General features: G+C 71.6%; 18 protein-coding genes. 6 read left to right on the top strand and 12 right to left on the bottom strand.

Going from position 1 to position 22111, the window contains the following annotated elements; translation table 11 throughout:
* Nucleotides 1–49: 49 nt before the first annotated feature.
* The 5 genes from ABZU53_RS15455 to ABZU53_RS15435 all read right to left on the bottom strand — a co-directional run bounded on the left by ABZU53_RS15455 (nt 50) and on the right by ABZU53_RS15435 (nt 4660).
* The gene (locus ABZU53_RS15455) at nt 50–1165 is read right to left on the bottom strand and encodes a branched-chain amino acid ABC transporter permease (RefSeq protein ID WP_354861831.1); all 1116 of its coding nucleotides are present in this window, start codon (nt 1163–1165) and stop codon (nt 50–52) included.
* Nucleotides 1162–2040, bottom strand: a complete 879-nt coding sequence (locus ABZU53_RS15450) for a branched-chain amino acid ABC transporter permease (protein WP_355066448.1) — start codon at nt 2038–2040, stop codon at nt 1162–1164. The genes ABZU53_RS15455 and ABZU53_RS15450 overlap by 4 nt, the downstream gene beginning before the upstream one ends.
* 28 nt (nt 2041–2068) lie before the next feature.
* Nucleotides 2069–2791: an ABC transporter ATP-binding protein gene (locus tag ABZU53_RS15445; RefSeq protein WP_354861834.1), complete on the bottom strand. Its 723-nt coding sequence runs from the start codon at nt 2789–2791 to the stop codon at nt 2069–2071.
* A 58-nt stretch (nt 2792–2849) separates the two neighbouring features.
* On the bottom strand, nt 2850–3632 hold the full coding sequence (locus ABZU53_RS15440; RefSeq protein ID WP_355066447.1) for an ATP-binding cassette domain-containing protein: 783 nt from the start codon (nt 3630–3632) through the stop codon (nt 2850–2852).
* A gap of 131 nt (nt 3633–3763) precedes the next feature.
* A complete protein-coding gene (locus tag ABZU53_RS15435) occupies nt 3764–4660 on the bottom strand; it encodes an alpha/beta hydrolase (protein WP_355066446.1) in 897 nt (298 codons plus the stop codon).
* Between the two features lie 183 nt (nt 4661–4843).
* Here ABZU53_RS15435 and ABZU53_RS15430 point away from each other — a divergent pair, with 183 nt between their 5' ends.
* On the top strand, nt 4844–7105 hold the full coding sequence (locus ABZU53_RS15430) for a catalase (protein WP_355066445.1): 2262 nt from the start codon (nt 4844–4846) through the stop codon (nt 7103–7105).
* Nucleotides 7106–7232: 127 nt separating this feature from the next.
* Here the strand turns inward: ABZU53_RS15430 and ABZU53_RS15425 are convergent, their stop codons facing one another.
* Nucleotides 7233–8102, bottom strand: coding sequence for an LLM class F420-dependent oxidoreductase (locus ABZU53_RS15425; RefSeq protein WP_355066444.1), 870 nt, complete (start codon nt 8100–8102; stop codon nt 7233–7235).
* 567 nt (nt 8103–8669) lie between these two features.
* Here ABZU53_RS15425 and ABZU53_RS15420 point away from each other — a divergent pair.
* Nucleotides 8670–9170 (top strand): winged helix-turn-helix domain-containing protein, encoded by a 501-nt coding sequence (locus tag ABZU53_RS15420; RefSeq protein ID WP_355066443.1) that lies wholly within the window; start codon nt 8670–8672, stop codon nt 9168–9170.
* Nucleotides 9171–9349: 179 nt separating this feature from the next.
* Here ABZU53_RS15420 and ABZU53_RS15415 read toward each other — a convergent pair whose 3' ends face one another.
* The 3 genes from ABZU53_RS15415 to ABZU53_RS15405 form a co-directional block, all read right to left on the bottom strand.
* A complete protein-coding gene (locus tag ABZU53_RS15415; RefSeq protein ID WP_354861845.1) occupies nt 9350–9616 on the bottom strand; it encodes a hypothetical protein in 267 nt (88 codons plus the stop codon).
* A 265-nt stretch (nt 9617–9881) separates the two neighbouring features.
* Nucleotides 9882–11060, bottom strand: a complete 1179-nt coding sequence (locus tag ABZU53_RS15410) for a helix-turn-helix transcriptional regulator (RefSeq protein ID WP_355066442.1) — start codon at nt 11058–11060, stop codon at nt 9882–9884.
* Nucleotides 11061–11280: 220 nt separating this feature from the next.
* Complete coding sequence (locus tag ABZU53_RS15405) at nt 11281–15693, bottom strand: S8 family serine peptidase (protein ID WP_355066441.1); 4413 nt, start codon at nt 15691–15693, stop codon at nt 11281–11283.
* 243 nt (nt 15694–15936) lie between these two features.
* Between ABZU53_RS15405 and ABZU53_RS15400 the strand changes: the two genes are divergently transcribed.
* Complete coding sequence (locus ABZU53_RS15400; protein WP_355066440.1) at nt 15937–16536, top strand: winged helix-turn-helix domain-containing protein; 600 nt, start codon at nt 15937–15939, stop codon at nt 16534–16536.
* A gap of 93 nt (nt 16537–16629) precedes the next feature.
* On the opposite strand, the gene ABZU53_RS15395 is transcribed toward ABZU53_RS15400, so the two are convergent.
* Nucleotides 16630–17520, bottom strand: coding sequence for a diiron oxygenase (locus ABZU53_RS15395; RefSeq protein ID WP_354862595.1), 891 nt, complete (start codon nt 17518–17520; stop codon nt 16630–16632).
* A 48-nt stretch (nt 17521–17568) separates the two neighbouring features.
* Here ABZU53_RS15395 and ABZU53_RS15390 point away from each other — a divergent pair, with 48 nt between their 5' ends.
* From ABZU53_RS15390 to ABZU53_RS15380, 3 genes are all read left to right on the top strand, one after another.
* Complete coding sequence (locus ABZU53_RS15390) at nt 17569–18297, top strand: TetR/AcrR family transcriptional regulator (protein ID WP_355066439.1); 729 nt, start codon at nt 17569–17571, stop codon at nt 18295–18297.
* Nucleotides 18294–18590: a DUF4873 domain-containing protein gene (locus tag ABZU53_RS15385; RefSeq protein WP_355066438.1), complete on the top strand. Its 297-nt coding sequence runs from the start codon at nt 18294–18296 to the stop codon at nt 18588–18590. Before ABZU53_RS15390 ends, ABZU53_RS15385 begins: the two co-directional genes overlap by 4 nt.
* A 249-nt stretch (nt 18591–18839) precedes the next feature.
* Nucleotides 18840–20396 (top strand): OFA family MFS transporter, encoded by a 1557-nt coding sequence (locus ABZU53_RS15380; protein ID WP_355066437.1) that lies wholly within the window; start codon nt 18840–18842, stop codon nt 20394–20396.
* Between the two features lie 66 nt (nt 20397–20462).
* Here the strand turns inward: ABZU53_RS15380 and nrfD are convergent, their stop codons facing one another.
* Entirely contained in the window at nt 20463–21530 is a 1068-nt protein-coding gene (gene nrfD, locus ABZU53_RS15375) for an NrfD/PsrC family molybdoenzyme membrane anchor subunit (RefSeq protein ID WP_355066436.1), read from the bottom strand.
* Nucleotides 21527–22111, bottom strand: a 585-nt coding sequence (locus tag ABZU53_RS15370; RefSeq protein WP_354862586.1) for a 4Fe-4S dicluster domain-containing protein, incomplete at its 5' end; no start/stop codon positions are given. The genes ABZU53_RS15370 and nrfD, both read right to left, overlap by 4 nt.

Genomic DNA, 22111 nt, shown 5'->3' with positions numbered 1-22111 from the left:
GGAATGGTGTGGTGGTGAGGCGCCCGGCCGAGGCCGGGCCGGGGACAGCTCAGGAACGCCGCGCCGGCCAGCGGGCCCGCAGCCCTCGGCCGAGACGGGACAGCAGACCCTGCACACCGCCGGGCGCGGCGATCATCACGACGATCAGCGTGCCGCCGAAGATCGCCAGCGGGAGGTTGCCCTCCAGCCGCTGCGCCACCGCCGGCGAAAGGGTGAGCAGCTCGGTCACGGAATGGGTGAGATCGGGCAGGGCGACCAGCAGCACGGCCCCCCACAGCGCGCCGGCGAGGCGACCGAGGCCACCGATCACCACCGCCATCAGCAGGAAGAGTGACAGGGTCAGCGAGAACGCCCCGGGCGAGACGCTCTGCGCGAGCATCGCGAGCAGTCCGCCACCGAGCCCGGCGGTGGCGGCACTGACCACGAAGGCGAGAACCTGCGTGCGGGCCACGTGGATGCCCGCGAGCCGGGCCGCCACCTCGTCGTCGCGGACCGCCCGGAAGGTCCGCCCGTACCGGCTGCGGATGAGGTTCGCCACCAGCAGCAGGGCCAGCAGGGTGGCAGCGCCCGAGAGCCAGAGCTGCCACCGCTCGTACGGGAAGTACGCGCCGAGCGCCATCGGCGGCGGCTCCACCGGCACCGACAGCCCCTGCTCGCCGTTGAACACGCCGTCGAAGGTGACGGCCAACGCCGGCACCACGACGGCCACGGCGAGCGTCACCCCGGCGAGGTAGGGCCCGCGCAGCCGGGCCGCCGCCACACCGACCACCGCGCCGACCGCGACCGTGCCCAGCACCGCCGCGACCAGCGACAGCGGCAACAGCCAACCGCCGGTCAACCCCCGGTCGGCGAACGCGTTCTGGCACAGGGCCACGGTGTACGCGCCGGTCGCCATCAACGCCCCGTGCCCCAGCGACAGCTGACCGTTGAGCCCGGTGAGGACGGTCAACCCGGCGGTGGCGCAGAGATACGCCGCCACCGTGGCGAGCTGGAAGTTGCGGAACGGCTCGACGGCGTAGCTGACCGCCACCAGCACCAGCCCCACGGCGAGCAGCACGGCGAGGTGCCGCAGCAGCGTGGAGCCGCGGCGCCCGCGGTCGACCGGACGGTCGCCGGTCTGGGCCGGCCGCTGCCTCGGCGGCAGGGCCGCCCGGGTGGCGCTCACACCCGCCTCGCCGCGACCGGGGCGAACAACCCGCCGGGCCGGACCAGCAGCACCGCCAGCAGCAGGACGAGCACCGCCAGCGGGGTGAGGTCGCTGCCGGCGTACCCGCTGACGTAGGAGAGCAGCAGACCCACCACCAGGCCACCGACCACCGCCCCCGGTGGACTGTCCAGCCCGCCGACCACCGCCGCGGTGAACGCCGAGACGAACACCAGGTCCATGGCGTGCGGGTGCAGGCCCAACTCGGTCGGGATGACAAGCATCGCGGCGAGCGCGCCCACGCCGGAGGCGAGCGCCCAGCCGAGCGTCAACATCCCGCCGACGTTGACCCCGAGCAGGCGGGAGACCTCCGGCGCGAAGGCCGCCGCGCGCATCCGCAACCCGACGGCGGTACGCGCGAACATCCAGGCCAACGCGCTGACCACCACTCCGATCGTGGCGAAGACGAACAGGTCGTACGGCGACAGCACGGCCACCCCGCCGACGGTGAGGGCGGACCGGCTGAACGGGACGTCGGCGGGGCGGAACTCGTTGCCGTACACCATGCCCAGCACGGCCTGGAGCACCAGCACCAGCCCGAGCGCGACGATGACCGGGTTGAGCGGCGACGCGTGGTCGACGTGCCGCATCACGACCCGGTCCACCAGCGCGCCGAGCAGCAGGCCGGCGACGATCGCGACCAGGAAGCCGAGCCAGTAGGAGCCGGTCGCGGCGGACACGGAGTACGCGACGTACGCGGCGGCGACGGCCATCGCCCCCTGGGCGAAGTTGACGACCCGCGCCGCCCGCCAGATGAGCACCAGCGCCAGCGCGAACGCGGCGTACACCGCGCCCCGCGACAGACCGTCGACGGTGAGGAAGACGAAGCGGTCCAACAGTCCTCCCTCCAGGGGACGAGGTGGGTCAGAAGCCGAGGTACGCGTGGCGCAGGTCGTCGTCGTCGCGCAGCGTGGCCGCCGGGGCGGCGATCACCACCTGGCCCAGTGACATCACGACGCCCTGGTCGGCCACGGCGAGCGCGCTGCGCACGTTCTGCTCGACGAGCAGCACGGTCAGGCCGGTGCGGTCGCGCAGCTGGCGCAGCAGCGCCATGGTCCGGGCGACCACCCGGGGTGCCAGGCCGAGCGACGGCTCGTCGAGCAGCAGCAGGCGCGGCCGGCCGACCAGTGCCCGGCCCAGCGCGAGCATCTGCCGCTCACCACCGGAGAGCTGGTGGCCGAGGTGCCGGCGACGCCGGGCGAGCGGCTCGAAGAGCTGGTAGACCTCGTCGAGGGCGCGGCCGGCGTCCGCACGGTCCCGCCGCCACAGCCCGCCGAGCCGCAGGTTCTCGTCGACAGTCAACTCGCTGATCACGCCCCGCCCCTCCGGCACGTGCGCCATGCCGCGCCGGACGAGCTGCTCCACCGGCGTACCCCGCAGGTCCTCCCCCGCGAGGACGACCTGGCCGGCGGCCGGACGGATCATGCCGGAGAGCGCCCGCAACAGCGTCGTCTTGCCGGCGCCGTTGGCGCCCACGACGGCGGCGATCGTGCCGGCCGGCACGGTGAGGTCGACCGCCCGCAACACCGGCGCGGCACCGTAACCGGCCACCAGCCCCCGCACCACGAGCAGATCGGCCGCGCTCACGCTGGGCCTTCCTTCGTTCGCGACCGCCCGGCTCGCGCGCCCCGCGCAGTCCTCGCGCTCACGAGGTCTCCTCGACGAGGGCACCGAGGTAGGCGTCGGCGACCGTCGTGTCGTCGCGGATCTCGTCCGGCGTGCCGGCGGCGATCACCCGGCCGAAGTCGAGCACCACGAGCTCGTCGCAGACGGCCATCACCAGGTCCATGTGGTGCTCGACGAGCAGCACCGCGCACGGGTCGGCGTCGCGCCGAGGGAGCTGCCGCACCAGCTCGGCGAGCTCGGCGATGTCGTCGGCGCCGAGGCCGCCGGCGGGTTCGTCGAGCAGCAGCAGCCGGGGCCGCGCGGCGAGCGCGCGGGCCAGGGCGACCCGCTGGCGTACGGCGAAGGGCAGCGTGCCCGGCGCGGCGTCGGCGTGCCGGGCGATCCCCAGGTCGTCGAGGACGTCCAGGGCGTGCTCGCGCAGCCGGCGCTCGTCGCGGTCGCTGCGGGGCAGCCCGAGCAGCGCCGACCCGAAGCCGGCGCGGGCGGTGTGCGACGCGCCGGTCATCACGTTCTCCAGGACGCTGAGACCGGCGAAGAGCCCGGTCCCCTGCAGGGTCCGGGCGATGCCGAGTCTGGTCAGCCGGTGCGGCCGTGGTCGCAGCGGACGACCGTCGAGAGTGAGCGAACCCGTCTGGGGCGTCACGAAGCCGCAGATCACGTTGAACAACGTGGTCTTGCCGGCGCCGTTGGGCCCGATCACGCCCACCACCCGGTTGGGTGGCACGCGCAGCGAGACGTCGTCGAGGGCCGTGAGGCCGCCGAAACGGACGCCGATGCCGTGCAGTTCGAGCCCGCGTTCCATCACCCATCCCTCTGCCGTGGCGGGTGTTATTTACACTCGCAGTGTACGTTTCTCGGTTACGGCGTCAAGACCTTCGATGCGCTGACGCGACCGGGGCGGCCGCCAACGGCGACCACCCCGGCCCGACCCGCTCAGTAACTGGGGCAGGTGTTGCGGTACTCCTCGATCGCCGACCCGCTCGGGCCCGGGCAGAGGAACTGCTCGTAGCGGGTGTCGTCGTCGACGAACCGCTTCAACCAGGCCACCATCTGGCGGGCCGTCGGCGTGTTGACCGCCTGCGGGAAGAAGTGGCTCGCGCCGTTCAACTCCAGGTACGCCTTCTCGGCCGAGGCCGGGATGCTGGTGTAGAACGGCACCGAGTGCGACGCGACCGGCGCGACCGTGTCGCTCTCGCCGCCGATGATCAGCGTGGGCACCCGCAGCTCGGACCAGCTCTTGTCCGTGTTCCAGGGCGCGAGGGGCACCGCGGCCTGCAACGACGGCCGCGCCGAGGCGGCCTCCAGGCTGCCGCCGCCGCCCATCGAGTGGCCGGCGACCGCGAGGCGGCTGCTGTCGATGCGGCTGCGCACCGAGCTGCGTTCGGTGAGGTAGTCGAGCGCGGCGAGCAGCTGCCGGCCACGGCTGTCCGGCTGGTCGAACCGGCTGTTGGTCTCGATCCCGATCACCACGAAGCCGTGCGAGGCGATCCGCGGCCCGAGCCAGCTGATGCTGGACCACGCGGCCGTGTAGCCGGGCGAGATGGCGACGGCGCCGAACGTGCCCTCGCTGGTGCTGGTCGGGTAGTAGATGACCCCGCCGCCGAAGCCGGTGACGCTCAACGAGGACACGCTCTGCGAGGCGGTGGCGAAGGGGCCGCGGCTGGCCTCCAGGATCGCGGTGGTCGGGGCGGGGCCCCGCTCGTACGGGCTGGCCGCATGGGCGGGGGCGGGTCCGGCGAGGACACCGGCGGCGAGCAGGGTGGCGGCCAGCGCGAGCCGGACGGCGCGAGCGGGCGCGGAACGGGGACGGGTGGTGGTTGGTGACGACACGTCGGGCACTCCCTAGAGTCGAGCGATATCGACGTTCGTCAGTCTTCGCCGCTCCGCTCGGCCCCCGCATCGGTGAAATCACCAGTCCCGCCCGCAGATCGGATCTTCTGCGCGTTTCGACCCTCCGACCAGGGGTAGGGGTGCAGGGGCATGCCCAAACGCTCCACGGAGAGGTTCACACCAGTGGATTCCAGCAAGCCCGCCGAGGCGGTCAAGAACGTCGTGAAGACCGCCTCCGAAAAGATCGCCGACGCTCTGACGCCCGAGGTGCCCGGCGCCCCGGGCAGCGCACCCCCACCCGTCGAGGAACCGACCTCGCCCCACGACCCGCTGCCGCCGAAGCCGGAGCAGGGCCAACCGCAGACCCGTACGCCGACCGGCGCCGAGACCGGCGTGCCGGCGGCCGCGAAGGGCCAGCAGGGCGCGTACCTCACCACGGCGAACGGGGCGCGACTGCGCGACACCGACCACTCGCTCAAGGCCGGGCCCCGGGGGCCGGTGCTGCTCCAGGACCACCACCTGCGCGAGAAGATCACGCACTTCGACCACGAGCGCATTCCGGAGCGTGTGGTGCACGCCCGGGGCGCGGGCGCGCACGGGGTGTTCACGGCCTACGGCACCGCCGAGGCGATCACCCGGGCCGGCTTCCTCAAGAAGGGGCGCGAGACGGAGGTCTTCGTCCGGTTCTCCACGGTGCTCGGGTCGCGCGGCTCGGCCGACACGGTCCGGGACACCCGTGGCTTCGCGACGAAGTTCTACACCGACGAGGGCACCTTCGACCTGGTCGGCAACAACATGCCGGTCTTCTTCATCCAGGACGCCATCAAGTTCCCCGACATCATCCACGCCGCGAAGCCGCACCCCGACCGGGAGATCCCGCAGGCGCAGAGCGCGCACGACACCTTCTGGGACTTCGTCTCGCTGCACACCGAGGCGCAGCACCACGCCATGTGGAACATGTCCGACCGGGGCATCCCGCGCTCGTACCGGACGATGGAGGGCTTCGGTGTGCACACCTTCCGCCTCGTCAACGAGGCCGGGGAGACGGTGCTGGCGAAGTTCCACTGGAAGCCGAAGCTCGGTGTGCACTCCCTGACCTGGGAGGAGGCGCAGCTGCTCGGCGGCATCGACCCCGACTTCCACCGCCGGGACCTCTACGACGCGATCGAGGCCGGCGCGTTCCCCGAGTGGGAACTCGGCATCCAGGTCTTCCCCGACACTCCCGAGGAGACCTTCGCCGGGATCGACCTGCTGGACGCCACGAAGATCGTTCCGGAGGAACTGGCGGAGGTGCAGCCGATCGGCAGGCTGGTCCTCAACCGGACGCCGACGAACTTCTTCGCCGAGACCGAGCAGGTCGCCTTCCACCTCGGCCACCTGCCGCCGGGCATCGACGTCACGAACGATCCGCTGTTGCAGGGCCGGCTCTTCTCGTACGTCGACACGCAGCTCACCCGCCTCGGCGGGCCGAACTTCGCGCAGATCCCGATCAACCGCCCGCACGCCGCGGTCAACGACATGCTGCGCGACGGCTTCCACCAGCACGCCGTGCACGCCGGGGTGGCGCCGTACCGGCCGAACTCGCTCGACGGTGGCAACCCCTTCCCGGCCGGCGACGCCGAGAACGCGTTCCTCGACGTGCCGGTGACCGTGGCGCAGGCGCCCAAGGTTCGGGCCAACCCGGCGTCGTTCGACGACCACTACAGCCAGGTACGCCTGTTCTGGCTGAGCATGTCGCCGGTCGAGAAGGAGCACATCATCCGGGCGTACACCTTCGAGCTGGGCAAGTGCTACCACCAGGCGATCAAGGAGCGCCAGCTCCAGTGCCTCGCCAACATCGACCCGGTGCTGTGCGAGCAGGTCGCCACCGGCCTGGGACTGCCCGCGCCGCAGCCGACGGTGCCGCTGGCCGACGTCGCGCCGAGCCCGGCCCTGTCGCAGGTCGGCAGGGAGTGGCCCGCCGACGGCCGCATGGTCGGGATCGTCGTGGACCCCGACGGTGACCTGGACGGCGTCGACGAGGTCCGCCGGGCCGTGTTCGAGGCCGGTATGGTGCCGCTGCTGATCGCCCCGCACGGGGGCATGGTGGGCGACATGCCCGTCCAGCGGACCTTCGCCACCGGCCGGTCGGTCGAGCTGGACGCGCTCCTGCTGGCCGGGGCGCCGGTGCCCGCACCGGACGCGCTGCCCGCCCGGGACGCCAAGGCCGGCCGGCCGGACGCGGCGACCGTCGATCCCCGCGTGCTGCTCCTGGTCGAGGAGTGCTGGCGGCACGCCAAGGCGATCGGCGCCTGGGGCGCCGGCGTCACCGTGCTGGAGCAGGCCGGGGTGGCCGGCACCCCGGGCATCGTGTCCGCCGGCTCGGGCACCGAGGCGCTGACCGAGGTGCAGCAGTTGATGGCCGCGCACCGGGTGTGGGAGAGGTTCCCCGCCTCGGTCGGCTGACCGGTCACCGACGAGGGCCGTCCCCCGCTTTCGGCGGGAGGGCGGCCCTCGTCGTCGTAGGCGAGCAGCCGACCGATCGCCGCAGGCGGCTCGTCGACCACGCGCGCCTAACCCAACCCGTTCCGTGTCAGCCGATGTCGGCCAGCCGCGGCAGCACCTCGTCGCCGAGCCGCCGGGCGAACTCCACGGGGTGCCGGTCCGGCGTGACCTGCACCTCGGTGACGCCGAGCGCGGCATAGTCGGACACCTCGGCGAGGAACGCGTCGAGATCCTCCAGCGGCGGCTTGGAGGCCAGCACGGTTTTCTCGATGCTGTCGTAGTCGCGGCCCTCGGCGGCACAGTGCCCGCGCAGCACGTCCAGCTTGTGCGCGATCCCCTCGGCGCCCGTGCCGAACAGGTTGCAGGCGTCGGCGTACCTGGCGACCAGCAGCAGCGTCTTCTTCTCGCCGCTGCCGCCGATCATGATGGGCGGGTGCGGACGGCGCAACGGCTGGGGCGAGTTGATCGTCTCCGTGAGCTGGTAGTGCCGCCCGTCGAACGGCCCGTTGTCGTCGCTGAACATCTGCCGGCAGATCCGCAGCGTCTCCTCCAGTCGCTCGAACCGCTCGGCGACCGGCACCACTGGCACGCCGAGCCCCCGCTGCTCCCGCTCGTACCAGGACGCCCCGATGCCGAGCCGGGCCCGGCCCCCGGAGAGCACGTCGAGGGTCGTCACGGTCTTGGCCAGCAGCCCCGGATAGCGGTACATCACGCCCGTGACCAGCACACCGAGCGTCATTCGACGGGTCTGCGCCGCGACGAAGCCCAACGTCGTGTACGCCTCCAACATCGGCTCCTCGGCCGGGGCCAGCGCCTCCATCTGGAAGAAGTGGTCCATGACCGTGAACGAGGCCACGCCGGCCTGGTCGGCGATGGTCGCCGCCTCGGTGAGGGTCGGCGCGATGGCGGCCGGATCGGCCGGAGTCGAGAAAGTCCAGTAGTGCAGCCCGAGCTTCATGTTCGGCACCTCCGCGATCGAGCCTAGTAGTGGTCGGCCGCGTGCCCGACGCTTCGCCGCGAAGATGGTCTGGTCGGTGTCCAGCGACCCGCCGGACGAACAGCACGCCGGTGAGCACCCGGGCGAGCAGGAAGCAGACGGCAGCTCCGAGCAGCCGGAGACCGGGCGGCGCGGCGACGCGACCGGACGACAGCGCCCGCGCGGAGCCGGACGACAGCGCCCGCGCGGAGCCGGGCGACGACCGACCGACGGGGTACGACGATCCGTGGGACACGTCGACCATGCTCGTCCCGCCAGGTCCGGACGCCGTCCGTGGATTGTCTTCGTTCTGTCACAACCGCCGGTCACCATTGGAAAAAAGCGGCGATCCCGCTCTCCGAACCCCCCTTGTTGTCGCCAAGCCGTCCGCACGGCTGTGACCTCGACCGTCATTCACATGCTTACATGCAACTATGTTTCACCCAGCCGAGACGAGCCACCACTAGGGTCAGGACGCCGATCGATGGTCGTCCTCGGCGGTGCGAAAACCATCCGGAGTGTTCGTGGGGAACCGGAAGGGGTTGGGCAATGCAGGGAATTCCGGTCGCCTCGCTGGTCATCGGCATCGCGTCCTCGCCGGCTGAGCGCCGGCAGTTGGCCCGTCTGCTCGGCGGGACCGACGCCTTCCTGATCGTCTCGAACGTCGACCAGGCACGGGAGTTCCTCGGGGTGGGCGAGCTGCCCCCCGTACCTCCTCCCGTCCCGGCCGTGCGCACGGAGGCCGCGCCACGCCCGCAGCCGCCGCCGGATCTGAGCGTCGACTCCGACCGCCGGGTGGTGTGCTGGCGCGATCAGGAGATCGACCTGACCCGGCTGGAACACGACGTCCTGCTCTGCCTCGTCGACGCTCCCGGGCAGATCTGGACCTACGAGCGACTGCACCTCAAGGTCTGGGGCAACCGGCACCTCGGCCGTGGGTCCGACATGCATTCGGTCGTCCGTCGGGTGCGCCGCAAGCTCGCCCGGCTGGACGCCGCCGCCACGATCCACGCGGTCCGCGGCGTCGGCTTCCGGCTCGCCCCCGTCTGACACACCTCTCCGACGAGCACCGGGGAGAAACAGGTCGTGGGCGACGAGCTGACCGAACGCCTCCGCCCACTCCCGGCAGCGGCCCCGCGTCCCGCAGACCGGGCAGCGACCGGCAACGGCCTGGTGCTCGATGAGGGTCCGCCGCCACCGCGCCTCCAACCGGGCGAGCGTGGGGGCGGTCATGGCCTCGCACCGGCCGCTGCGGCGGCAAGAACGTCGACGCTGACCAGCACCTCGAAGCAGAACGGCTGCGAGCAGTCGGCGGACTCCCACGCACAGTCCGGGCCGTGGCCGTACACCCAGGCGAAGCGCGGGTCATGAGATTCGTGGACGGACACGATGACGATGTCGTGGTGTGTCTGGCCCTCGATGCCAGGGCTGGGCTGCCACTCGGTAGGCCGCACCGACATCCGGGTGCCGGGGCCGGGCATCTGCCGGGCGGTCACCGGACCGACCCGTCGTAGTGGTGAGCTGGTCGGCCGGTCAGAGTGGATACCAGTTTGCGGATCATCGCTCGCCCCTCGCCTCCGGAGCAGAGTCGGCCGGTCATATCCGGCACGGCGCCCCTGCCCTCCCTGGCGGGACCGGCGGCGCTGAGCGCCCACATCACGTCCGACAGCACACCGGCCACTGATCCCGTAAACATGACGCTACGGAGGGTTGCCTGCGGTCAGGAGGACGCGGCTGTCCGCCGTCAACCGATCCTGTCCGCTACTCGCCCGTGCTGGTCCGGTCGAACTGCTCGTACACGTCACGCAGGTCGGCAGCCTCCGGTGCGCCCGTCCGCTCGACCCGGCGCAACACCTCCCGCGCCCGCCACCAATTCGACGGCACCACTCGCCCCGACGCGACCGCCTCCGCGGCGAACGCCGACGCCTCCTCCGGTCGTCCGGCGGTCACCAACGCCAGCCCGAGGTCCAGTCGAGCCGATGCCGCCCGCCGGGGCCGCTCACCGCCGTCGCCGCGCGGATCCAGGTGGGCCAGCACGGACCGCGCGACCCGCTCGGCGGCGGGGTCACCTGCCCACGCCAGCGTCGTCGCCGCATACGCCTCAGCCTTTGCCGGGTCGTACCGGTAGTGGTGCTCCGCCCGTTCCGGGACAGGCAGGTTCGCAGTCAAGCGTTCCACCCGGTCCAGTGCCCGACGCGTCTCACGGACCGCGCCCATCCGCGCCCATGCCCGCGCCTCCTGCGCGGTCGCCTGAATGTGCGCGGAGCTGCCGACAGGCGCCACCTGTTGCGCCTGCCGCGACAGGTCCAGGGCACCCCGGTAGTCGCCGAGGGTCAGCACCTCCCACGCCCGCGTCTCCAGACACCAACCCTGAATCTCCGGATGCTCGGCGTGGCCGGCGAGCCCGGATGCCGCGGTGAGGTGCGCGGCGGCGGCGCCCGGCTGTTGCAGGTCGATGTGCACGGTGGCCCTCAGTACGGCCAGCCAGCCGCCCGCGACGACGAGACGCCGTTGCTGGGCGAGGGTGACCCGGCCGCCGAGTAGTCGGGTGACATAGGCGAGGTGCTGACGCACCATCGGCAGCAGGTCGACCGGCGCGGTCGTGGGGTACAGGCTGGCGAGGTCGTCCACGCCTCGCTCGATGCGGGCGAGGGTTTCGGCGCTGACGTCGCAAGCAGCGACCCGCCGGAGCAGTTCGTCGGCTTCGGCTTCGTGGTCGACGGGCGCGCGCACGAGGCGGACAAGAGCACCGTTGGCGTGCAGTGCCTGGTCAAGGTGCTGGGCGGTTTCCACGGTGGGTGCCTTGCTGCCGGCCTCAAGTTCGTGCAGGTGGCTCTTGCCCCGGTGGGTGAGCTGACCGAGGGCCCGCAGGGACAGCCCGGACTGCTCGCGGAGCTGACGAAGCGTGTTGCCGAAGCGCGGGTCGACGTGGGACGTCATGGCTGTGCTCCCAGGTAGCGGTCTGGGGGGTGGGCCGCCCACCGCTACAACCGGCGGCACCACCAGCGCTCACGCTACCCGCAGTATCGCGTCCGGTCACCCATCGCTGTAGCGCAACGACCGGCTCGCCAGGAGCGCTCCTGACCGGCCGATCGAAGCTGGTCCGGCCCGCCTGGTCGAGGACCAGGCGGGCCGGATCGGTGGTGCTACCGCTCAGGTGTCAGCACCGAATGGGCGCCAACCCGAAGTTCTCCACCGCGGGAGTGGCGGTGTCGATCCTCGTCTGACGGGTCTGGGGCTTCCAGCCGTCCTTGGCGACGATCAGGGTGAGCGGGTTGTTCCGACGGTCCACCCAGTAGGCGTACTTGCCGGCGCTGTCGGTCGCGAACGTCCACGACATCGCCCACGAGTCGACCTGGACGACCGCGCCGGCAATCGGCGAGGTCGCGCCCTGGCAACTGGTCCCGGTCACCGTGCCCATCAGCTTGCCCCAGGTCTTCGGGGGCGTCGCCGTCATGGTCACCGCCACCGGCGCCACCGAGTACGGCGTGTTCTCCTTGATCGTGACCGCACCCGAGTAGGTGCCCGGCTGGTCCACGTTCGCCGTCATCCCGACGGTGACCGTGACCTTCTCACCCGGCGCGAGGGTGACCGTCGACTTGTCGATCGTCATCCAGCTGACGTCGGCCGCCGCCTCGACGCACCCCTCGAAGCCCGGCAGCACCTCACTGTCCGGCGCCGCGTTGAAGCTGCCCGACGAGCCACCGATCTTGTAGAAGCCACACGCCGCGCCACCCCGGTACCGGGCGGTGTTGGCGTTCGGCAGGTTCGACCACGAGCTGGTGGCCGGGTCGTAGGCGAAGCCGGCGTTGCTGATGGCGCCGCCCTGTGAACCGCCCACGACGAGGAGCTTGCCGCTGGCCACCGCGTACGAGCTGGCCCAGTTGTCCGTCGGCGCGTCGGCGATGGCGGTCCACGTGTTGGCACCCGGGTCGTAGGCGTAGCTGGCCTTCTGCGCCGCGGTGCCGTCGTTGCCGCCAGTGCAGTAGAGAACGCCGTCGATCCCGCCGCAGGAGGCGAAGGCCACCGACTTCGGGTAGTTCGCCAGCGTCTCCCAGGCGTCGGTGCCCGGGTCGTAGCGGACCACCGTGTTCGACATCGGCAGACATGCCGAGGTGGTGCAGCCGCCGACGGCGTAGAGCTTGCCGCCGACGACCGCCTGCCCGGCCGCGGACCGCGGCGCCGGGTTGTCGGCCAGTTCGGTCCAGCTGTTGGCCCCCGGGTCGTACGACCAGGTGGCGGCGTCGGGGCCCTCGGCGCCCCAGCCACCCGTTGCGATGATCTTCCCGCCGACCACGCCCACGGTCAGCGCGTTTCGGGCGCCGGGCAGGTCGGCTGCCGCCGTCCAGGTCTGCGCGACCGGGTCGTAGGCGTAGGTCTTCGCGGTGGAGGCGCTCCCGTCGCCACCACCGATCGAGTAGACCTTGCCGTCCAGGGTGACCACCCGGTTGTCCATGATGTTGGTCGGGAAGTCGGTGATGTCCGTCCACGGAGCGGCCTGCGGGCCGGCCGCGGCGGAGGTCGCCGACGTCGCCTTGCCGGACGCCCGGGCCGCGAACGACGTCGGGACGCTCAGCCGCTGCTCCGGTGCGCCGGCCGCGCCGAGCACCTGCTGCCGGGTCACCCGGGAACCGTCCGCCCGCAGCAGCTCGAAGCCGTTGTCCCGCTCACCGAAGCCGACCTCGACCGGCGCTCCGCCGGTGTTGGTCACGGTGAACGTCCTGGTGGCCTTCCCGTTGGGCATCTGGACCGTCGCGCTCACCTGGGTGGGCGTCACCGACAACCGGCCGGCCGCGAGGACGAAGTTCGCGGCGGTGGCCCAGTCGGGCTCGACGTCGACCTGCTTGCTCTGGCTGACGTAGTTGCCGGCCGTCGCGGTGAACTTGTGGGTGCCGGTCAGCGTCGAGTAGATCCAGTAGAACCCGTCGGGCAGTCCCGGGTCGTCCGGGGTCGCCACGGTGACCGCCTTCTCGGCGGGCCGGTCGTTGCTGGTGACGGTGGCGCCGTTGACGTAGCTGTTGTCGTTCTTGTCGCGGACGTTGCCCACGACCAGGCCGCCGTCGACCGGCACGCAGGTGACCTGGCTGCCGATGAGGACGTTGTCGACCTCCCACCACCACTCGTACGAGGCGTCGTAGTAGTGGAACCGCACCTGGACCTGCGCCTTGCCGGCCGCCTGCGGGATCGGGATCTCGGTGAGCTTCGGGCCCCGGACGTCGGTCTCCTGCCGGAGCACGTTCGTCCAGGTCGCGCCATTGTCGATGCTCAGGTCGACGTCGGCGGTGTCGTCGTTGAGCTGGTTGAAGTCCTGGTTGAACCGGATGACCGGGGCCGTGACGCCGGTCAGGTCGACCACCGGGCTGACCAGGGAGGTGTCCTGGCTGGTGCCCGCGCCGTAGTCATCGCTGTCGATCATCGCGAAGTTGCCGGTGCCACCGGTCAGGTTGCCCCGGCCGCCGTCGTCGGTGAACTTCCAGACCTGACCGCTGCCCGCGTTGTCCACCACCGTCCAGCCGGCCGGGGTGGTCGTCGCGTCGAAGGTCTCGTACTCGCCGTCGGAGCCGAACGTGTAGCCGGGCGCCGTCGTGCAGGTGGTGGTGTTCACCGGCACCGCGACGTTGGCGGTCACGTTGCGCGTGCCGACCACGACCTCCTTGGTGACGGTCTGGTAGCCCGGGTACTGCGACTCGTACCTCAGGGTGTACGTCTGCCCGGCCGGCAGCGTGATGCTGTATCGGCCGTTCGAGGGCGTCGTGTAGTCGTACACGCCGGACGGGCCGCTCACGGTCACCTTCGCGTACAGCGGCCAGCCGTGGCCGGAGCCGTCGGTGACCGCGCCGGTGACGTTGACGCGCGGCACCGCCGTCAGGGCGACGTTGAGCGTCGTGGTCGCGCGGTTGGCGACCGTCGCGGACTTCGTGGTGCTGCCGTAGCCGAATGCCGACACGACGACCTGGTAGTCGCCGGTCGGGACCTGGGTCGAGTAGGTGCCGTCGGCGCCGGTGGTGATCTCACGCGAGGTCGGACCGGTGAGGGTCAGGGTCGCGCCGGCGATCGGTGCGCCGGTGGCCGCGTCGGTGACCGTGCCGGCCAGGGTGCCGACATCGCCGGTCGGAGCGGCGTTGAGCAGCGCGAGGGCGTCCAGCCGGCCCTCACCGTAGACGTTGTTGTCCGCGGCGGTGCCGCCGCACTGGGCGTCGGCCTTGTCGATCGCGGTGCCGTTGAGCAGCGCACGGGTCCCGTCGACGTCACCGATCAGCGACGGCGCCGCCGAGTACAGCAGGGCGATCGCGCCCACCAGGTGCGGGGCGGCCATCGACGTGCCGCTGGCGGTGCCGTACCCGTTGCCGGGAACACTCGACCGGACGTTCACGCCCGGAGCGGAGATGTTGGGCTTGATCTCGCCGTTCTGCCCGGTGCCCCGGGCCGAAAAGCTGGCGATGGTGTTGTTGATGTCGTACGCGCCCGTCGAGTAGTTGCTGGCGAGGCTTCCCGGTGAGCCGCTGGTCTGGCACGCCGGCCCGCTGTTGCCGTTGGACCACACCCCGAAGATGCCGGACGCGGCCCAGGCCAGCGTCACGTCCTCCATGAAGGGCTCGTTGGACGGCTCCCGGGTGCCCCAGGAGTTGTTGATGATGTTCGGCCGCTTGCTGGCGTCCGGGTTCTGACCGCTCAGGTCGGTCGGTTCGAGCATCCACTGACCGGATTCGATCAGCGCCGCGTCGGTGGGGCAGCAGCCGTTCGCCGCGATCCACTTGACCCCGGGCGCGACACCGATCTGGTTCGCGCCGGCGGAGCCGGCCATGGTGCCCATGGTGTGCGTACCGTGGCCGTCGTCGTCACAGGGCGCGTCGGCGCACGTCCCGGCGGCGTTGAACCAGTTGTAGTTGTGGTCGAACGTGCCGTCGCCGTTGTTGCCGCGGTAGGAGTTCACCAACGCCGGGTGGTCGTACTGCACACCGCTGTCGATACTCGCGATGGTGACGCCCTCGCCGGTGACGCCGTACTGGGACCAGACGTCGTCGGCGTTGATGTTCGCAACGCCCCACTCGACGGAGTTGACGGTCTTCTCGTCGGTGCCCTTGGTGAGTTCCGGCAGCTTGTAGGCGACCGGGGCGTAGAGGCCCTCGACCTCCGCGTGGGCGGCGAACTTCTGCGCCATCGCCAGGGAGCCGCTGTTCACCTTGATGGCGTTGGTGGCCCAGAAGGTCTGGTACTTCGTACCCGAGCTGTCGAGTTCGGCGCGGATCTTGCCCTGGCTGGCGGCGGCGGTCTCCCGCAGCGTCTGCGCGACGGCCGCGCCGCGCTTCGTCCAGTCCTTGATGGCACTGGCCTTGCTCAGGTCGGCCCGGTCCTTGAACCGAATCCAGAAGTCCCCTGCGCTCTTGGCCTCAAGCTGGCGGGCGAGCTCCGGTCGGATCTTGTCCCCGGCGGCGGTGCCCGCTCCCAACGAACCGGGCGCGGCCTGCGCGCCGGAGCCGACGCTGGCCAGGCATGTGGCGGCGAGGATCATCGCCGCGCTGGCGCTGACCAGCGATCTGGCCGTGCGTCTCCATTGTGGACGTCTGAACATCGGTGCTGCCTCCCTCAGAACGACCCAGGGGTGTTATGGGCCATGGTGAGGAGTGCGCGAGATCCAGCTCGACGGAACCGAGCGAACGGACCCCTCATGCCTCCCCATGCACCGCGCGGGTCACGCCGGTTGCCCGAGTGGACACTATGATCGAGAGGAAAGGACGATCAAGAACTTGCTGTGAGCAACTTGTCGCTAACGGTTGCCCTGCTGGCGGCGCGCTTGCCAATCATTGTCAGGACCATGACGATAACTGGGCAGGGAAGCCCATCGATCCCGGGCGGTGTGGTGGCCGAGGACGACGAGACGGCGGTGGACGGGGCTGATCCGGCCGACGAACCGTTTCCGCTGCTGATCGCGGTGACACCGTCGCCGACCGAGCGCATCCGGCTCGCGGAGCGCCTCGACGGGATCGCGCCGCTGCTGCTGGTGGCCGACCTCGACGAGCTGCGCCGGCTGATCGCGATCCCGCAGCAACGGGCCGGCCCGCTCGGCGAGCCACCGTCGACCCCGACGCCCACCGTCGAGCCCGGCCCCGCCCTGGTCATCGACTCGGCCCGGTCCACCGCACGGTACGGGGGTCGCGAGGTCGACCTGACCCGACTGGAACACGACCTGCTGACCTGCCTGATCACCGAGCCGGTCCGGATCTGGAGCTACGCCGAGCTGCACCGGTCGGTCTGGCACGACGAGGGGCGCGAGCGCAGAGCGGACGTGCAGTCGCTGGTGAAGCGGCTGCGACGCAAGTTGCGGGACCTCGGCGCCGGTGCCACGATCGAGGCCGTACGCGGTGTCGGGTTGCGCCTTACCGGCCGGCACGAGCCGCGGATCGGGCGTGCCTGACGGCTGCCTGATGTGGGCAGTTCATCGCCACGTCCGGCCGCCCCGCACCGCCGGCAGACCCGTCGACGCCGCACCCCGGCCGGACGACGGCCGTCAGATCAGCCCCGCCCGGGCCCACAACAGCCGCCCCGGCCCGCCCACCAGCCCGACGCCCGCGAGGTGGTCGTGCACCCGGGCCGCCGACCACCGCAGCGTGGCCTGCCAGTACGGGTTGGCGCGGGCGGCGGCCCGGCCCACCGCCGGCGGGATACCCACCGCCGCGTACGCGTCGGGGTGGACGAGACGGTTGGCGATCGAGTGTGCGGCGCGACCGACCAGCAGCCGGGCGTACGCCATGCCGACCGGTCCGGCAGCCGCGACCTGGCGGGCCAGCTCGTCGCGGGCGAACCGGACGTGTCGCGCCTCCTCGACGACGTGGATGCGCGAGACCATCCGGATGAGCGGCTGAAGAGACTCGTCCGCCATGATCTCGCGCTGGAACGCGTCGAGGATCTCCTCGGCGACGAGGATCGCGGCGTACATCCGGGGGCCGCTGGCGGTCGCCTTGAGGAACCGGCCGAGCAGGTGGTCGAACGGGTCCGCCCGGTAGACGGGACAGCCCATCGCCTCGATCAGCCGACCGAACATGATCGAGTGCCGGCACTCGTCGGCGACCTCGGTCAGCGCGTACTGGGCGCGCGGGCTGGTCGGGTCGGCGTCGTAGTAGTGCCGGATCAGCATCTGCATGAGGATCGTCTCGAACCACAGACCGGCGCTGGCCGTGCTGGCCACCTCGTGCTTGGTGAGCTCGACGCGCTGCTCTTCGCTGAGGCCCGACCAGAGCGCCGTGCCGTAGAGGCTGCTGCGGTGCGGCGGGAGCCAGTAGGCGCCCGGGGTGTGCGGCGCGTCCCAGTCGATCTCGACCACCGGGTCGTAGCTGGTGCGCAGCGACGACGTGAGCAGCCGTTCGGCGACCGCCGAGTCCTCGGGTTCCGCCGCCTCCATGACTCCTCCACATTGACGTGACTGGCAGTAACTGTTACCTGTAGTAGCATGCAAGCGCCACGCATCGATGTCAATGGACCCCAGCCGCCGGCCGCGTCCACCGGCGACGGTCGGACGGCGACGGGCAACGGCCGCCGGGACCGCTGGGCCAACCACCGTGAGCAGCGCAGGCAGGCGCTGGTCGGTGCGGCCGTGCAGGCGTTGCTGCGGCACGGCCCCGAGGTCGACATGGAGCAGGTGGCCGCCACCGCTGGCGTCAGCAAACCGGTCCTCTACCGGTACTTCGCCGACAAGTCGCAGCTCTGGGTCGCCGTGAGCGAGCGGTTGTCCGCCCAGGTCGTCGACACGATCGCTCCGGCCATCGCGCGGGTCCGTGAGGAGCGCGACCTGGTCGAGGCGACGATCGACGCGTACCTCGGCGTCATCGAGTCCCAGCCGACGCTCTACCGGTTCCTGATCCACCGGTCCGGTGACCCCGGCATCCACCAGGTCGTCTCCGGGACCAGTCGGCAGGTGGCCGCCGGGCTGGCCCGCGTGATCGGCGACCGGCTCCGCGCCCTGGGCCTGGACGCCGGCCCGGCGGAGCCCTGGGCGTACGGCCTGGTGGGCTTCGTTCAGGCGGTCGGCGACTGGTGGACGACCCGCGGCCAGCCGATCAGCCGCGCGGCCCTCACCGACTACCTGACCACGCTGCTGTGGAGCGGGATCCAGGGGGTCCGCGCCAGCGCCGACCTGCCGCGCGAGCTGACCCGCGCGCACGAACGCATCGTGCCGTGAGCTACCACGGCCCGGCGAGCGTCGCGGGCACCCCGGTGCGGGTGCACCTCAGCGGTCGGTGGGAGCCGGTCGACGGCCGCTACCACTGGAGTGGCCGGATCGAGCCCGAGCCCAGGGTGGCCGGACTGCTGCGCTCCGGTCGGCGCGACGTCGAGCTTCGCATCGCCGACCGGGCCCGGCCCGCCCGGCTGGCCGAGCTCGACGCCTGGGGTGGTGTGCGGATCACCGGCGTGGGACCTCCACCCTGGCCCGCGCCGACAGGCGACGAGCCGGACCAGCCCGTTTTCCCGTAATCGCGAGCCGCGGTCCGGCGACCACGTAACGTGAGCTACAGCCGATCAACGGCGAACGCCGGACGCGCGTCGGGCCGCCAGGTGGCGGCGCAAGCCGCTCGGTCATCCGCCGGGAGTCAGGTGCGATTCCCCGGCCCGGCGTCATCCGGGCGCGCGCGGAATCCGCCCAGTGGGCAATGCGACGGTACGAGGGCTCCGGACAGCTCCGCCTCGCCGCCTGCCCACTCAGCCGCAGGAGGTGCGGAGCCCATGCTGTCGGTATTCGACCCTCGGCACACCGTCGCTCCCCCGGGATACAGCCGCTGGCTCATCCCGACCGCGGCGCTGGCCGTGCACGTCTGCATCGGCCAGGTCTACGCGACGAGCGTCTACAAGAACTCCCTCATCGCACACTTCGACGTCAGCCAGACGGCGATCGGGGCGATCTTCAGCATCGCCATCGTCATGCTGGGCTCGTCGGCGGCGGTGGGCGGCCGGTGGGTGGAGCGCAACGGCCCCCGCCGGGCCATGTTCGTCTCCGCCTGTTTCTGGGCCACCGGGTTCCTGGTCGGCGCGCTCGGCATCGCGACCCAGCAACTCTGGCTGCTCTACCTCGGTTACGGCGTCATCGGCGGCATCGGGCTGGGCATCGGCTACATCTCGCCCGTCTCCACGCTGATCAAGTGGTTCCCGGACCGGCCGGGTCTCGCCACCGGTCTGGCGATCATGGGATTCGGCGGTGGCGCCCTGGTCGCCGGCCCGCTGGCGCGTCAGTTGCTGTCGCTCTACGACCCCGACTACAACCCTGCCAACCCGGCCGCCGTGGCGTCGGGGTCCGCGCTGGTGGGGCTCTTCGTCACGTTCGGCATCGGCTACTTCGTGATCATGATGTTCGGCCCGTTCAACGTCCGGGTTCCTCCGCCGGACTGGCGGCCCGCCGGGTTCGACCCCGCTCGCGTCGCCACCCGGTCGCTGGTGACGAGGGCGAGCGTGTCCGCGTCCAACGCCGTGCGGACCCGTTCGTTCTGGCTGCTGTGGATCGTGCTGTTCTGCAACGTCACGGCGGGTATCGGCATCCTGGAGCAGGCCAGCCCGATGATCCAGGACTTCTTCCGGGACAACGGCTCCACCGCTGTCTCGGTGTCGGCGGCGGCCGGCTTCGTGGGTGTGCTGTCGCTGTTCAACATGGCCGGCCGGTTCATCTGGTCGACGACGTCCGACCTCATCGGCCGCAAGCCCATCTACATGGTCTACCTCGGCGTCGGCATGGTGCTCTACGCGCTGCTCGCCGTGGCCGGGCACGCCGCGACCGCCGTCTTCGTTCTGATCGCCGCCCTGATCATCTCCTTCTACGGCGGCGGCTTCGCCACCATGCCCGCGTACCTGCGGGACCTCTTCGGCACCTTCCAGGTCGGCGCCATCCACGGCCGGCTGCTGACCGCCTGGTCGGCGGCGGGTGTCGCCGGCCCGCTGATCGTCAACGGGATCCTCGACAGCCAGGGCAAGCCCGGGACGCTCACCGCGTCGGCGTACCGACCCGCGCTGTTCACCATGGTCGGCGTGCTCGCCATCGGCTTCGTCGCGAACCTGCTGGTCCGCGCCGTGCCCGACCGTTTCCACGAGCCCGACCGGGGTCCGACCTCGCCCGTGGCGCGCGCCAGCGTCACCGAGCCGGTCGCCCTCGGCCCGCAGAGCAGGCCACCGGTGCCCGAGCACGTCGGCGGCCAGACCGGGCGGCTCTGGTTGTCCTGGCTGCTCGTCGCGGCGCTGCTCGGCTACGGCATCGTCGAGACCGTCATCACGGCCGCGAAGCTGTTCACCGGCTGAGGCGACGGCCGGGCTGCGTCGTGCACGGGCAGTACCCCGCGAGGGCACTGCCCGTGCGCGACGCGCTCAGCGTCGGCCGTCGTGCACCGTCGGCCCGTGCTCGGCGAGGCGCTCCCGCTGGGGTACCACTGTGTACTTCGGATCGCGCGCCGACACCCTGCCCGCCTCGAAGATCCCGAACCGGGTGGCGACCGACGAGGCCACCAGGGCCGCGCCGGAGAGCACCGACAGGACCCGGCTGCGCCGGCTGAACAAGGCCGCGGCAGTGCCCACAGTGAGCAGCACCCGGCCCCCCTTGACCAGCCGGCCGCTGCGGCCGCGCACGTACGGCTCGCCGGTCAGTCCCATCCGCTCCAGCCGGTGACCGCCGATCGCCTCGACGGTCGCGGCGGCGAGGGCGAGGCGGCGCAGCGGGGCGGTCTCCGCGGCCGGCGCCGCGATCAGGCCGACCCCGGACGCGGCGACGAGCGCGCTGCCGGCGAAGACGACCGGCAGGAAGGGGTGCGCGTCATGCCAGGCCGGCACGGCGGTGTCGGCGAGCAGGACTCCGGTGTACGTGGCCAGCCCCGGGGCGGTGGCCGCGGCGGCCAGGCCGGCGACGTCGCCGACGGAGGGTGCGAGCCGGCGGGCCAGGCCGAGCACGCCGTGCTGCGGGAGCCGGGGCGCGAACTCGGCGATCGCCGCCACACCGGCGGCCGGCCCGAACGCGGTGAGGATCCAGGTGCCCACCGACATCGGCGAGGTCAGCTTGGCGACCCGGAGCATGTGGTGGAAACGGTCCGGCCGACCGAGGTCGTGCACCAGCAGGTACGCGCTGGCGAGGGTGCCGCCGAGGGCCGTCCAGCGGCCCACGCGACGCAGGGCGGGGCGTCCGGTCAGTTGGGCTCCCGCGCCGATCAGCGCGCCTCCGGCGGCGAGGCCACCGCTGAACAGGTAGCCGGCGATGTCGTGCTTCCACACCGGCGCCTTGAGGATCGGGCGGCCGTAGTAGGAGCTGAAGTCGGCCGGCGGCACGGTGAGCTGCTCGCCGCCGTGGCTCCGACCCCGGCGCTGCCCGTCGGGCTGGTCGAGGTGGGCCTGGAACGCGCGGAACCGGGCGCCGACCGGCTCGTGCGGTGGCGTCGCGTCGGTCATGGCCGCCTGCCCAGGAACGCCAGCGCCGTGGCGGCGACCATCGTCAGCGCGGCGAGGCCGGCGCGTTTCCACATCGCCGGCAGATCCCGCGTCGTCACCACCGGATCCGGCGGCAACCCATACACCTCCGGCTCGTCCAACAACAGGAAGAACGCCCCGTCACCACCCACACCGTCGTTCGGATCCTCCCCGTACAGACGCGCCTCCGACACCCCCTGCTCATGCAACGTGTCCACCCGCTGCGCCGCCCGCTCCCGCAACTCGTCCAGGGGCCCGTACTGGATCGACTCCGTCGGACACGCCTGCGCACACGCCGGCGTCATCCCCGCACCCAACCGGTCATAACACAGCGTGCACTTCCACGCCCGACCATCACCCCTACGCTGATCGATCACCCCATACGGACACGCCGAAATGCAGTACCCACACCCATTACAGATGTCCTCCTGCACCACCACCGTCCCGAACTCCGTCCGAAACAACGACCCCGTCGGACACACATCCAAACAAGCCGCATGCGTGCAGTGCTTACACACATCCGACATCATCAACCACCGAAAATCCGACCGCTGCTCCACACC

Origin of the sequence: Micromonospora sp. NPDC005194 (assembly GCF_040608335.1) — a bacterium.
GTDB lineage: Bacteria > Actinomycetota > Actinomycetes > Mycobacteriales > Micromonosporaceae > Micromonospora.
This window is presented reverse-complemented; position numbering and strand designations above follow the sequence as displayed.

Excerpts from the sequence above, each read along its gene's own strand:
- ABZU53_RS15440 (WP_355066447.1), bottom strand. The coding sequence starts at position 3,632 with ATGGAACGCGGGCTCGAACTGCACGGCATCGGCGTCCGTTTCGGCGGC.
- ABZU53_RS15425 (WP_355066444.1), bottom strand. The coding sequence starts at position 8,102 with ATGAAGCTCGGGCTGCACTACTGGACTTTCTCGACTCCGGCCGATCCG.
- ABZU53_RS15420 (WP_355066443.1), top strand. The coding sequence starts at position 8,670 with ATGCAGGGAATTCCGGTCGCCTCGCTGGTCATCGGCATCGCGTCCTCG.
- ABZU53_RS15410 (WP_355066442.1), bottom strand. The coding sequence starts at position 11,060 with ATGACGTCCCACGTCGACCCGCGCTTCGGCAACACGCTTCGTCAGCTC.
- ABZU53_RS15405 (WP_355066441.1), bottom strand. The coding sequence starts at position 15,693 with ATGTTCAGACGTCCACAATGGAGACGCACGGCCAGATCGCTGGTCAGC.
- ABZU53_RS15400 (WP_355066440.1), top strand. The coding sequence starts at position 15,937 with ATGACGATAACTGGGCAGGGAAGCCCATCGATCCCGGGCGGTGTGGTG.
- ABZU53_RS15395 (WP_354862595.1), bottom strand. The coding sequence starts at position 17,520 with ATGGAGGCGGCGGAACCCGAGGACTCGGCGGTCGCCGAACGGCTGCTC.
- ABZU53_RS15390 (WP_355066439.1), top strand. The coding sequence starts at position 17,569 with ATGCAAGCGCCACGCATCGATGTCAATGGACCCCAGCCGCCGGCCGCG.
- ABZU53_RS15380 (WP_355066437.1), top strand. The coding sequence starts at position 18,840 with ATGCTGTCGGTATTCGACCCTCGGCACACCGTCGCTCCCCCGGGATAC.
- nrfD (WP_355066436.1), bottom strand. The coding sequence starts at position 21,530 with ATGACCGACGCGACGCCACCGCACGAGCCGGTCGGCGCCCGGTTCCGC.